9 protein-coding genes are annotated in these 12,559 nt (G+C 62.8%); 6 read left to right on the top strand and 3 right to left on the bottom strand.

Annotated features, from left to right (window positions below; genetic code table 11):
• Positions 1 to 68: 68 nt before the first annotated feature.
• Positions 69 to 2,348, top strand: a complete 2,280-nt coding sequence (locus ACXAEK_RS16095; RefSeq protein ID WP_475043412.1) for a sensor histidine kinase NtrY-like — start codon at positions 69 to 71, stop codon at positions 2,346 to 2,348.
• Positions 2,345 to 3,754 (top strand): nitrogen assimilation response regulator NtrX, encoded by a 1,410-nt coding sequence (gene ntrX, locus ACXAEK_RS16090; RefSeq protein WP_475043410.1) that lies wholly within the window; start codon positions 2,345 to 2,347, stop codon positions 3,752 to 3,754. Before ACXAEK_RS16095 ends, ntrX begins: the two co-directional genes overlap by 4 nt.
• Positions 3,755 to 3,799: 45 nt before the next feature.
• Here the strand turns inward: ntrX and ACXAEK_RS16085 are convergent, their stop codons facing one another.
• Together ACXAEK_RS16085 and ACXAEK_RS16080 are read right to left on the bottom strand one after the other, a co-directional pair.
• Complete coding sequence (locus tag ACXAEK_RS16085; protein ID WP_475043408.1) at positions 3,800 to 6,133, bottom strand: caspase family protein; 2,334 nt, start codon at positions 6,131 to 6,133, stop codon at positions 3,800 to 3,802.
• 411 nt (positions 6,134 to 6,544) lie between these two features.
• On the bottom strand, positions 6,545 to 7,012 hold the full coding sequence (locus ACXAEK_RS16080) for a hypothetical protein (RefSeq protein ID WP_475043407.1): 468 nt from the start codon (positions 7,010 to 7,012) through the stop codon (positions 6,545 to 6,547).
• A 113-nt stretch (positions 7,013 to 7,125) separates the two neighbouring features.
• Here ACXAEK_RS16080 and trkA point away from each other — a divergent pair, with 113 nt between their 5' ends.
• From trkA to hflX, 4 genes are all read left to right on the top strand, one after another.
• The gene (gene trkA, locus ACXAEK_RS16075) at positions 7,126 to 8,502 is read left to right on the top strand and encodes a Trk system potassium transporter TrkA (RefSeq protein ID WP_475043405.1); all 1,377 of its coding nucleotides are present in this window, start codon (positions 7,126 to 7,128) and stop codon (positions 8,500 to 8,502) included.
• Entirely contained in the window at positions 8,503 to 10,038 is a 1,536-nt protein-coding gene (locus ACXAEK_RS16070) for a TrkH family potassium uptake protein (protein WP_475043403.1), read from the top strand.
• Positions 10,039 to 10,158: 120 nt separating this feature from the next.
• The gene (gene hfq, locus ACXAEK_RS16065; protein ID WP_005611588.1) at positions 10,159 to 10,398 is read left to right on the top strand and encodes an RNA chaperone Hfq; all 240 of its coding nucleotides are present in this window, start codon (positions 10,159 to 10,161) and stop codon (positions 10,396 to 10,398) included.
• The gene (gene hflX, locus ACXAEK_RS16060; RefSeq protein WP_475043402.1) at positions 10,398 to 11,669 is read left to right on the top strand and encodes a GTPase HflX; all 1,272 of its coding nucleotides are present in this window, start codon (positions 10,398 to 10,400) and stop codon (positions 11,667 to 11,669) included. Before hfq ends, hflX begins: the two co-directional genes overlap by 1 nt.
• Positions 11,670 to 11,678: 9 nt before the next feature.
• Here hflX and ACXAEK_RS16055 read toward each other — a convergent pair whose 3' ends face one another.
• Positions 11,679 to 12,503 (bottom strand): alpha/beta hydrolase, encoded by an 825-nt coding sequence (locus ACXAEK_RS16055; RefSeq protein ID WP_475043401.1) that lies wholly within the window; start codon positions 12,501 to 12,503, stop codon positions 11,679 to 11,681.
• Positions 12,504 to 12,559: the final 56 nt, after the last annotated feature.

Here is a 12,559-nt window from a genome sequence, read left to right as displayed (position 1 = left end):
TTCCTAGGCAGGGCCACGAGATATGGCGGTGACTCGCAAAGAGTCGCACATCAGGATGAGGGCAGTAAGTGGCGCAAAAGTCACATCTGAGGGCGGCATACGGGCCATTTGCGGCCTTGGACCGGTGGCGGAGAACCCGCCGCGCGCGCAATATCGGCACCATTGGCCTGGTGTTGCTGGGTCCTGTTCTGGCCCTGGCAACCTTCCTGATTATCGGTCCGTTCGGGCAGGGGGTGTCATCCAGATCGCTGCGGCTGATTCTGCTGGCCGATTTGGTCTATATCCTGACAATCGCAGCGCTGGTGATGACCCAGATCGTGCGGCTGTTTGCGGCGCGGCGCTCCAAATCGGCGGGATCCCGCCTGCATTTGCGGCTGATCGGGGCCTTTGGCTTTCTGGCGCTGATCCCGACGGTGATCGTCGCGGTATTTGCCGTGCTGACGGTGAATGTGGGGCTGGAGGGGTGGTTTTCTCAGCGTGTCCGGCAGGTGATTGGCAGCTCATTGGCAGCGGCAGAGGCCTATCAGTCGCAGCAGAAGGGCGATCTGACAGAGGATGCCCGCGCGCTGGCGCGGTATCTGGACAACAGCCGCGCGCGCAGTTTCTTCATCAACGATGCCGAGCTTCGGCTGGTGCTGTCTCAGGGGCAGCTGCAAATCCAGCGCGGCCTGCGCGAGGCCTATATCGTTGACAGCGCCGGGCTGATTAGGGCCCGGGGCGAGCGCTCCTATGAGTTCGACTTTGAAAAGCCGAGCGACGGGCAGATCGGAACTGCACGCGACGATGGTTTTTTGCTGATCGAGGATTGGAACAACAGCGAGTTCCGCGCGCTGGTGCGGCTGGATGCCTTTGTTGACCGTTTCCTGTACATCAGCCGGGATGTGGATGGCGAACTGCTGAACCTGCTGGACGACACCCAGGAAACCGCACACCTGTATCAGCAGCTGGAGAGCGAGCGCGGCAGGGTTTTGTTCGAATTTGCGCTGCTTTATATCGGTTTTGCGGTGATCCTGATCCTGGCGGCGATGTGGCTGGGGATGTGGTTTGCCGAACGCCTGTCGCGCCCGGTCGGGCGGCTGACGGTGGCGGCGCAGCGGGTTGGCGCTGGCAATCTGGATGTGCAGGTGCCGGTTGAACGCGACGGCGACGAAATTGCCCAGTTGGGCCAGTATTTCAACCAGATGACGCGGGAGCTGAAGGCGCAGCACGGGCGGCTGATCGACAATACCCGGCAAATCGAACGCCGCCGCAGGCTGTTTGACTCGGTTCTGTCCTCGGTTACCTCCGGGGTCGTTGGCCTGGATGCAGAGGGGCGCGTGACCTTTGTGAACCGCTCAGCGGAGCGGCTTCTGGATTGGCGGGAGGATCAGCAATCCCTGGCGCTGGCCGTGGCCGTGCCGGAGTTCGGACCGCTGTTTGCCGAATTGATCGAGACCGGCGGCGAGGTCGTGCAGGAAGAGATCAAGGTGACCCGCCAGGGACAGCTGGAAAACCTGCTGGTCCGGATGTCGCCGCGCCGCTCTGAGGAGGGCGGGCTGGAAGGCTATGTGGTGGCCTTTGACGATGTGACTGATCTGGTCAGCGCCCAGCGGATGGCGGCCTGGGGGGATGTGGCCCGCCGCATCGCCCATGAGATCAAGAACCCGCTGACCCCGATCCAGCTGAGTGCTGAGCGGATCAAACGAAAATTCGCGCCCAAGCTGGGCGAAGAGAACAGCGATCAGCTGCAGTCCATGACGGATGTGATCGTGCGCCAGACCAATGATCTGCGCAGGATCGTGGATGAGTTTTCGAAGTTCGCCCGTATGCCGGAACCGGAGCGGCGCGAGGAGGATCTGGCCAAGCTGGTGCGGGACGCGGTGATCCTGCAGCAGCAGGGCCAGCCCGGCGTCCGGATCAAGGCCACGCTGCCAGAGGCGGCGATGCCCTCGGATCTGGATGCCACGATGATTGGCCAGGCCTTGACCAATCTGATCAAGAACGCAGGTGAAGCTATTGAAAGCCTGCAGAATAAAGAAAACCCGCAGGGGCTGGTGCCGGAAATCCGGGTGTCAGCGGAAAAGGCGGGGAATTTCTACGAAGTCCGGATTGCCGACAATGGCATCGGTTTGCCCGAAGACCGGGCGCGGCTGTTTGAGCCTTATGTGACCACGCGGGATGCGGGCACCGGGCTGGGGCTGCCGATCGTCAAAAAAATCATCGAAGAGCACGGGGGCACGCTGACGCTGGAAGATGCCCCGGTGTTTGAAGGGCACACGCATTTCGGCGCCATGGCGGTCATCCGCCTGCCGGCTGCGAACCGCATGGCGGCGCCAAACAAGAGCACAGTGAAAGCAGGTCTGACATGAGTGATATTCTGATTGTAGATGACGAGCGCGACATCCGCGAGCTGATCTCGGACATCCTGGAGGACGAGGGTTATGCCACCCGCAAGGCGGGCAGTTCCGATGAATGCATGGCGCAGCTGGAGGCGGGCGAACCCGCGCTGATGATCCTCGATATCTGGCTGAAGGACAGCCAGATGGACGGGATCGACATCCTGAAGGCAGTGAAGCGCGACACGCCGGATATTCCGGTGGTGATCATCTCCGGGCACGGCAATGTCGAGATCGCTGTGGCGGCGATCAAGCAGGGAGCTTATGACTTCATCGAAAAGCCCTTTAACATCGACCAGCTGATGGTGGTGATACGGCGTGCGATGGAAACTTCGCGCCTGCGCCGCGAGAATACCGACCTCAAACGCAAGGACACCGGCCCGGCCGAGATGATCGGCACCTCCGCGGCCTTCCGTACCCTGGTTGGCCAGCTGGACAAGGTGACCAAATCAAACGGCCGGGTGATGCTGACCGGCCCGGCAGGCAGCGGCAAGGAGATCGCTGCGCGTTACATCCACGCCAATTCCAACCGGGCGTCGGCGCCTTTTATCACGGTGAACTGTGCCAGCATCGAACCGGACCGGATGGAAGAGGTCCTGTTTGGCCGCGAGTCGGCTGAGCGCGGCGTGGAGCCGGGTCTGCTGGAACAGGCCCATGGCGGGGTGGTGTTCTTTGATGAGGTGGCGGATATGCCGCTGGGCACCCAGTCCAAGATCCTTCGGGTGCTGGTGGATCAGCAGTTCCAGCGGGTTGGCGGTTCGGACAAGATCCGCGTCGATCTGCGGGTGGTGTCCTCGACCAACAAGGATCTGGATTCGGAGATCGAGGCAGGCACTTTCCGCCAGGAGTTGTATCACCGCCTGAATGTCGTGCCGGTGGCGGTGCCGTCGCTGGCGGACCGGCGCGAGGATATTCCGCTGCTGGCGGGACATTTCATCGAACAATTCAACGAGGCCCAGGGCCTGCCTTTGCGCGAGCTGACCGAGGAGGCGGTGGCGCTGATGCAGACCATGCTGTGGCCGGGCAACGTGCGCCAGCTCAAGAACCTGGTGGAACGGGTGCTGATCCTGGGCGACGGCAGCGGCCCGATTGAGGCCAAGGACCTGCCGCGGGAGGAGGAAAAGCCGCAGGAAGAGGGCCGGGTGGTTCTGTCCGGCGCCCTGGCGACGCTGCCCTTGCGCGAGGCGCGGGAGGCATTCGAGCGGGAATACCTGCTGACCCAGATCAACCGCTTTGGCGGCAATATCAGCCGCACTGCGTCTTTCGTCGGCATGGAGCGCTCGGCGCTGCACCGAAAGCTGAAATCGCTGGGGGTGGTGACCTCCAACAAGGCAGGCGCCCGGGTGGCGCATGTGGAAGCCGAGGAAGAACAGGCCTGATCAAAGCCTGCCCGCACGCCCGGGAGGACCCCGGGCGGGGAGAGGTCAGAACAGGTCCTGACGGATCGGGTTCAAGGCGAAATGCACCTGGGCTGCCAGCCGCAACTGGCTGACGGCGTCCTGCGGGACCGTTGCCGGCAGCCCGGCCTGCCGCGCCCAATTGGCAAGCTGCTTGCGCGAAGCGGGGCCAAATTGCCCGTCAATTGCAATTGCAGAACCGAGTTGGCGCAGAATGTACTGGGTGCCTGCCGCAACGTCTTTCTGCGGCATGCCGGAGAGCAGATCCCGCGCAGCCGCGCGTGCCTCCGGATCGTTCAGTGCCATCGCCTTGCCCGCGCGGGCGGCTGCTGCATGGACAGGGATCCGGTCTGCCAGCCGGTTCAATGCCACCCAGGCACCGTTGGCGCCGCTCCAGGCATCGCCGCGGGACAGCCCCATGTCGTACCATTCCAATGCCTCTGCCGCATCGCTGCCAGGAAGATCGCCGTTCATGATCATCCGGCCAATCTCACCCGGGGCGTGCGGATGGCCCAGCGTTGCCGCCTCGGCAAACAGGGTACGGGCCTTTTCCTTGTCCACTGCCTTCCCAGCGCCGCCGTCGCGGTAAACATAACCCAGATTTGCGGTGCCATAGATGTCGCCGCGTCCTGCGGAGGCTTCCAGATAGGACAGCCCGCGTTCCGGCTGCGCCAGTTCATCGCCGCTCCACAGGAAAAACACGCCCAGCTCATTCAGCGCATACGTATGGCCCAGCTCCACCGCGCGGCTGAGCAGGTCAAAGCCGCGCTGTTTCTCTTCGGGCGTGCTGCTCTTGCGCAAAAGCCGCTTGCCGCGTGCGTGCATCGAGAAGGGGTCGCCAGCGTCTATTCCCCTGTCCCAGAGTGCAAAGGCCTTGTCGGGATCATAAGGGATCGGCACCGTTTCGCGGTCCACATTCGGTGTCACATGCAGATAGGCAACCGCGTTATAGGCGCGGACGTGGCCCAGTCCGGCCGCCTTTTCAAAGGCTTCATACGCCTCGATCAAGCGGCCCTGGCCCTGCAAGGCGCGGCCCAGCTGGTAATGCAGGCGGCCCAGGTCCGGGGCAGCCTGCACCGCCTCGCGGCAGGCTGTCTCTGCGGCATTAAGGTCAATTTCATTGGGGTAGCGGAACAGGCCGACCCCCTGCGGATCCAGCAGGTCACCGGCCTCAAGGTCGCATTGGCGGGCGATCATCTCCAGGTTCACAGTGACATCGCGCACCGTGTCCGCCTGGGCCAGCCGCAGCACCATCCGGTCGCGGCGCACCTGACCGCCATCCTTGCGGGCTGGCAGTTCTGCCAGTTTCGGAGCATAGCTGAGGCTGAGCGCGCTGCCGTCGCCGCTTTGCAGAGAGGTGACGCCGGAGGACGGCGTTTCAACAATCGTTACGGTGGTTCCGGAACGGATGTAGGGGCTGATCTCGGGCGCCAGTTCCAGTGACCGGCCCAGCGGAACCTTGACAGACAATTCTGCTGGCAACTGATCCAGGCTGGCCTGGGCAGAGGCCGGTGCCGCCTGGGCAATGTTCAGGGAGCGTTCCGGGGGCTGCAGGTAGATTTTCTGCATCAGGGTCGAGCTTTCCCAGGGAACCTGGGTGTTGCCGGTGGCAGCATAGACGTCGCCGCGGATCTCCGCGAGCACGGTCATCGCGTCCTCATCCGGGCGGTCGGGGAAATGGCGCACCACGGAGGCGGTATAGGGGCTGTTGCTGCCCGGCTCCCCGTCCAGCGCGGTGGCGCCGGGCGAGGTTGAGAAGGCCACCAGCGTGTTCAGCGGCGGGCGGAACACGTCAAATCCTTCGCGGGCCTCATACAGCTGCGCGCCAACCTCGGCGTTCAGCTTAACGTTTGGCACAGGATTGTCGCGGCAGGAATCCAGCATCAGGATCTGGCTCCCGGCCTTGCCGCCAATGATCGCGGATACCCGGTCCAATGTAACCGACTGGAAGGGCAGGTCGTGGATGCCGGACAGTTCTGCATCGCTGGTCAGCAGATAGTTGCGCCGCCCCAGCTGAATGCCATGGCCGGCATAGTAGAAGAACACCTGGCTGCCATCGCGGATATTGAGCGCGGCCTGGCGCAGCAGCGCCTCGAACCCGCGCTTGTCCAAGTCATAGCCTTCATAGACCGTATAGCCGAAGGACCTGAGCATATCCGCCATCGCCTCCGCGTCTTTGCGCGTGTTGGTCAGGTCGGTGACATGGTCATAATCTTGAATGCCAATAACGATGGCGGTTTCCGGGGCTGCCGTGCCTTCTCTGGTTTCATATGCGGCGAAGGCAGGCGGTGCCGTCAAGGATCCTGTGCAGGCCAGTATGGTGGCTGCGAGGAAAGCGGGTGTTCGGGGGGAGGAAGTCATGACGGTATCCCGGGTTTAACCCCAGCCTCCACCCCCGCCGGAGCCGCCGCCGCCGCCACCCGAACCGCCGCCGCCGCCTTGATACGCGGGTTCAGGCGCTTCTTCGGCTGGTATTACCGGTGCAGGCGCGGTGGATGCGGGACGCGTCACGGGAGCCGTGTACGTAGCTGGTGCCGGAGCTGCGGCTGGAGCCGGAGCAGCTGAGGGCGGCGGGGCAATCGGGGTCAACGGGTCGCATGCTGCCGTCGCTGCGGCCAGGGGCAGTGCGGCAAACAGGAAGTGTATCCGCATGGGGTACCTTTCTTTCGAAAAAACTGATCAACAAACAATCCGGAACCCAGTTTACTTGAAGGGGCGCCGCAAATCAAAGATATCCCGCCGCAAAATGGTTTCCAGCGGAAACGTCCGGTCTCAGCCGCCAGTGGCGATACTGACGGTCCCATCCCTGTTGCGCAGGGCGCAGGAGCTCTCTGACAGAGGAGCAAGGCGGGCGTTTGCCGGCACCGCCGGGCCGCGCTGCGTGCAGCGTTTCAGGGCAATCTGCTGGTAGCCCTTGGATGCCATACAGGATTTTTCCAGCCGCTGGCGCAGGGGCTTGTTCACATCCACCGTGTATATGTCGCCATCAACCCAATAGCCGGGCCGGTAGTAGCACTTGCCGCTGTGGCAAACTTGGCGTCCGGGATAGAAAACCGGCGGACGCTGGCGGATTTCATTGGCGACCGGCGCGTCCTTCAATGCCCAGGTCTGGCAGCCAAGCTCATCCGATTGCAGGCGGGAAACCTCCGCGCCCTGCTTGTAGTATACCGGCAGGGGGCCGCAGGCGGCCATACCCAGCATTAAAGCCAGGCCTGCGCGGAATTTGAGATGGCGGCGCATGGCCCAAGAATGGCCGCAAACTGAAGAAGTTACAATTAAATTGACCGTGAAAGCGGCTTCTGTCATTCACGTTGGACGAAACGCCGCCAGAGGAGCCTGCAGGGGATACGCAAATGAAGGTCATTATCTGCGGTGCAGGCCAGGTCGGCTGGCAGATTGCCCGGCACCTGTCCGGCGAGCACAATGACGTCACAGTTGTCGACAATAACCCGGAGCTGGTGCGGCGGGCGACCGATACGCTGGATGTGCAGGGGATCCATGGCTTTGCCTCTTATCCGGATGTTCTGGACCGGGCCGGGGCGCGGGATGCGGACATGATCATCGCGGCCACCCATTCGGACGAGGTCAACATGGTGACCTGCCAGGTGGCGCATTCGGTGTTCAAGATCCAGCGCAAGATTGCGCGCCTGCGGGCCAAAAGCTATCTGACGGCGATCTATTCCGATCTGTACCAGCGCGAGCATCTGCCGATTGACGTGGTGATCAGCCCGGAGCGCGAAGTGGCGGCGGCGGCGATGCAGCGGCTGTCGGCGCCGGCCGCCTTTGACACAGAGACTTTCATGGGCGGCAAGGCGCAGCTGCTGGGCATTCAGATTGACGCCGAATGCCCGGTGGTGAACACACCGCTGCGCCAGCTGACGGACCTGTTCTCGACCCTGCGCGCCATTGTGGTGGGAGTCCGGCGCGACGGAACCCTGTTTGCGCCGGAACCGGGCGACCAGCTGTTTGTGGGCGACAGCTGCTATGTGTTTTCCCATGCCGATGACGTGCCCCGCACCATCGAGGTTTTCGGCAAGCATGAAAAGCGCCAGGACCGGGTTGTTGTGGTGGGCGGCGGCAACGTCGGGCTGGAAGTGGCCAAGGCGCTGGAAAGCAGCACCGCGCGGATCCGGGCCAAGGTGATTGAACGGGACCGGGCTTGCGCTGAACGCGCCGCCGAAGAACTGGAGCGCACCATCGTGCTGAACGGCGACGGTCTGGACCGGTCGCTGATGATTGAAGCGGGCATCGACAAGGCAGACGCGATGCTGGCGGTCACCGACGACGACAAAACCAATATGCTGGCCGCTGTGCGCGCCAAGGCCGAGGGCTGCCCGCTGGCGATTGCGCTGATCAACGATCCGACCCTGGTGCCGCTGCTGCCGCACCTCGGCATCGACGCCTATATCAACCCGCGCTCAACCACCGTTAGCTCAATTCTGCGCCACATCCGCTATGGCCGGGTGCGGCAGGTCTATTCGCTGGGCGATGCGGAGGCGGAAATGATCGAAGCAGAGGTGCTGTCGACCTCGCCGATTGCCGGGCAGATGATCCGGGAAACAGATTTCCCCGAAGGCGTGCTGGTGGGCGGTGTGCTGAAGAATGGCGAAATGCTGCGCCCCTCGGGCCAGACGCGGATTGAAGAAGGCGATGTGATCGCGCTGTTTGCAATGGCGGATGACGTGCCGGAGGTCGAGCGCCTGCTGCAGGTGTCGATCGACTATTTCTAGATGCGCCGCCCGGTCCAAGCCTCCGCCGGCGTGCTGCGCCTGCCGCTGTTCTTGCTGATCTGGGGCATTGCCGCGCTGGCAATGTGGCTGCCGGCGGTGCACGCGCTGGTGCTGGATGATCACCACACCTCGCGCAGTTTCTTCTATGCCGGCTTGGCCGGGCTGATCCTGGTTGTGCTGATTGGTTTGTCGATGGGCAACAAGGTTCCCCGCTACGGGATGCCGGGACAGCTGCTGTCGCTGCTGGCAACCTTCACCGTGCTGCCGCTGTTCCTGGCCGTTCCGGTGCAGGATGCACTGGTCAGCACCCGGTTCTTGAACGCCTATTTCGATATGGTGAGCGCCATCACCACCACTGGCGCTGATATCTGGGCCGACCCCGGCCGCCTGCCGCCCAGCGTGCACCTGTGGCGGGCCATGGTGGGCTGGCTTGGCGGGCTTTTGATGTGGGTCGCGGCCTCGGCCGTGCTGGCGCCAATGTCGCTGGGCGGATTTGAAGTGACAGCCAAGGGCGAGCCGGGTGGCGGTTCGTTTGCCCCTGCGCAGATGGAGAAAGCCGACCCGCGGCGGCAGCTGGTGCTGGTCACCCGCACATTGGCACCGGTCTATGCCGGGCTGACACTGGTCCTGTGGCTGCTGCTGATGATCACCGGAGAGCAGGCGCTGGAGGGGCTCAGCCACGCGATGTCAGTGATGGCGACCTCGGGCATCTCCGCAACCGGCGGGGTGGAGAATGCAGCCAGCGGCATTGCCGGCGAAATGGTGATGTTCCTGTTCATGTTCTTTGCCCTGTCGCGGCTGACCTTCTCCAGCGACACCGTGACGGCCGGGCAGGGGCGGCTGGACAAGGACCCCGAGTTCCGCACCGGCCTGCTGATTGTCTTCGGTGTGCCGCTGCTTTTGTTTCTGCGTCATTGGTTCGCGGCCTATGAGGTGGATGCCGGCGAAGATATCCTGCAGGCCTTGCGTGCCTTTTGGGGAACCCTGTTCACCGTCTTGTCCTTTCTGTCCACCACCGGGTTCGAGAGCACTCATTGGGAAGCGGCACGGGCCTGGTCCGGGCTGGAAACGCCGGGCATGATCCTGCTGGGGCTGGCGGTGTTCGGCGGCGGAGTTGCGACCACGGCGGGCGGGGTCAAACTGCTGCGGGTCTATGCGCTGTACCTGAACGGGCTGCGAGAAATGGAGCGGCTGGTTCATCCCAGCTCTGTCAGCGGCGAAGGCGCGCGAACAAGGCGGCTGCAAAAGAACGGTGCCTTTGTGGCCTGGATCTTTTTCATGCTGTTTGCGCTGTCTCTGGCGGTGATCAGCACGGCATTGGCTGCGGTGGGCACGGATTTCGAACAATCCCTGGTTCTTGCTGTTGCAGCACTGTCGACAACCGGGCCTTTGACCGAAACCGCCAGCAGTGCGCCCATTGTGCTGGCACTGCTGACTGCGCCCGCCAAATTGATCCTTTGCGTTGCGATGGTTCTGGGGCGGCTGGAAACGCTGGCCTTCATTGCGCTGCTGTCGCCGAACCTTTGGCGGGCCTGACTGCCCTGACGGGAAAAAGTGTTTTTCTGGTGGAAACTTATTTTTTCTTTCTCCATACTGAATTTTAACGTGCGTGCTGGTCCGCAGCGCGTGGCAAGAACAAAGGCGAGATAATAAAAAATGGCTTCGGACAGACAGAATCTTCAGGATGCCTTCCTGAATCACGTTCGCAAAACCAAGGTTCCAGTTACAATCTTTCTGATCAACGGGGTCAAATTGCAGGGTGTGATCACCTGGTTCGACAATTTCTGCGTGCTGCTGCGCCGCGACGGACAGTCGCAGCTGGTCTACAAACACGCGATTTCGACCATCATGCCGGCCCAGCCGATCAGTCTCTATGAGGGTGAAGACTCCAATTGATGGAGCATGACAGGAAGCAGACCCGCGCCTGGGTCCTGCATCCGGAAATCAAATCAGACAGCGGGCGCCGCGAGGCTGCTCCCGCGCTAGAGGAGGCCGTTGCGCTGGCAGCGGCCTTGCCCGATCTTGACGTGATCGGTTCAAACGTGGTGCGCCTGCCCAAGGCGCATCCAGGAATGCTGTTTGGCTCTGGCAAGATCGAAGAGCTGGCGGGCACCCTGAAGGCGAATGAGATCGAACTGGTCCTGATCGACGGGCCGGTTTCCCCCGTGCAGCAGCGCAACCTGGAAAAGGCCTGGAAGGTCAAGATCCTCGACCGGACCGGGCTGATCCTGGAGATCTTCTCGGACCGGGCGGCGACGCGGGAAGGCGTGCTGCAGGTCGAGATGGCGGCGCTCAGCTATCAGCGGACGCGGCTGGTCAGGGCCTGGACCCACCTGGAACGCCAGCGCGGCGGCCTGGGGTTTGTCGGCGGACCCGGCGAAACCCAGATCGAGGCTGACCGCCGTGCCATTGATGACCAGCTGGTGCGGCTGCGCAGGCAGTTGGACAAGGTGGTGAAAACCCGGACGCTGCACCGCGCCTCGCGCGCCAAGGTGCCATACCCGATTGTCGCGCTGGTGGGCTACACCAACGCCGGCAAGTCGACGCTTTTCAACCGGCTGACGGGTGCGGAGGTGATGGCCAAGGACATGCTCTTTGCCACCCTGGACCCGACCATGCGCCGGGTGCAGATCCCCGACGGGCCGGAGGTGATCCTGTCCGATACGGTGGGCTTCATCTCGGACCTGCCGACTGAGCTGGTCGCCGCCTTCCGCGCCACTCTGGAAGAGGTGCTGGCTGCGGATGTGATCCTGCATGTGCGCGACATCAGCCATGACCAAAGCGAAGAGCAGGCCGAAGACGTAGAAGCGATCCTGGCCTCGCTGGGCGTGGATGAAAACCGGGCCCGGATCGAGGTCTGGAACAAGCTGGACCAGCTGCCGGAAGATGATGCTGATGCCCGCCGCCAGCGTGCCGCGCGCGAGCAGGGCATTCATGCGATCTCCGCCCTGACCGGCGAGGGGCTTGAGGCACTGCTGACTGATATTGCCGAGCAGCTTCAAGGCGTGCGTCACGAGGAGGTTTTGCACCTCACCTTCGCGCAAGGCAAGCAGCGCGCCTGGCTGTTCAAGGAGGACCTTGTGCAGCGCGAGGAGCAGACCGAGAGCGGTTTCGCCATCACCGTGCTATGGACGGAGCGGCAAAAGGCCAAGTTCCAAAAACTTTGAGTATTCCGGTCACTCACCAAGTGACCGGAACCATGCCCAGCTGTCCTCTGCAATTCTGGGGCCGATTTCATACACCCAGTGAGTGTGGCGGGGAATCAGCTGGAGCGTGAAACTGTGGCCGGCCCTGGCCATGGCCTTGCCTGCTGCGGCTGCGGCCTCGCTGCTGAAGATGTGGTCGCGATCCCCCAGGTACAGGCGGACGGGCTTGGGATCGGCAGCTGGTTTGAAAATCTGCGCATCGGCAAAGCCGCCGTGAAGAGCGGTCGCTTGCCAGGGGCCTTTGAAACGGTTCACCAGCATAGAGGCAAAGATCGCACCGTTCGAGTGGCCGAATAGATAGACAGGACCGGTTCGGCGGCCCAGTGCCTGTTCTGACAGCATCCTGTCCAGCAGGGATTGCGAAAAATCGTCCGGCTGCCAGTTCTTCGCCTTGGCGTTCGGTGCGATCAGGATCAGGCCGTGTTTTTGGGCTGTCTCCTTCCAGATGTCGATCATCGACTGGCCGGACCGTCCGGAGCCGTGCAGCAGGATGACAGTTGCCGCCGGCCCGTCGCCGGGAGGGGCAAAGCTGTACCAGGTTTGGCCAAGGTCCTTATGTTCGCGGGCCAGCTGCCGGGCCTGGGCTGAGGGAGCGTATTCGTAGCTGGCAGGGTCCGGATGCTGCAGACCTTGGCGCTGGACCCGGGCAAAGCCTCCTGCTGCGGGTGCGCCTTTTGGCGCGGGCATCGTTTGCAGGCTTTCAGTGGGGCGCTCTGCCGCTGGCTGCCGAGGAGACAGGAAATAGATGGCAGCGGCTGCAGCCAGCAGCGAGACGAAGAGGGTGTGAAATTTCATAATTATAATCTCTGATAACGGGTAAGCTGCCGGCCGGAAATGCGGCCGGAAACCGA

The sequence above is a fragment of the Leisingera sp. ABM4_101 genome (assembly GCF_056158725.1).
The sequence above is the reverse complement of the archived record's forward strand: the minus strand, read 5'-3'. Positions and strand labels throughout refer to the sequence as shown.

Coding starts and splice junctions, on each gene's coding strand:
- ACXAEK_RS16085 (WP_475043408.1), bottom strand. CDS start 6,133: ATGACTTCCTCCCCCCGAACACCCGCTTTCCTCGCAGCCACCATACTG.
- hflX (WP_475043402.1), top strand. CDS start 10,398: ATGGAGCATGACAGGAAGCAGACCCGCGCCTGGGTCCTGCATCCGGAA.
- ACXAEK_RS16070 (WP_475043403.1), top strand. CDS start 8,503: ATGCGCCGCCCGGTCCAAGCCTCCGCCGGCGTGCTGCGCCTGCCGCTG.
- hfq (WP_005611588.1), top strand. CDS start 10,159: ATGGCTTCGGACAGACAGAATCTTCAGGATGCCTTCCTGAATCACGTT.
- ACXAEK_RS16055 (WP_475043401.1), bottom strand. CDS start 12,503: ATGAAATTTCACACCCTCTTCGTCTCGCTGCTGGCTGCAGCCGCTGCC.
- ntrX (WP_475043410.1), top strand. CDS start 2,345: ATGAGTGATATTCTGATTGTAGATGACGAGCGCGACATCCGCGAGCTG.
- ACXAEK_RS16080 (WP_475043407.1), bottom strand. CDS start 7,012: ATGCGCCGCCATCTCAAATTCCGCGCAGGCCTGGCTTTAATGCTGGGT.
- trkA (WP_475043405.1), top strand. CDS start 7,126: ATGAAGGTCATTATCTGCGGTGCAGGCCAGGTCGGCTGGCAGATTGCC.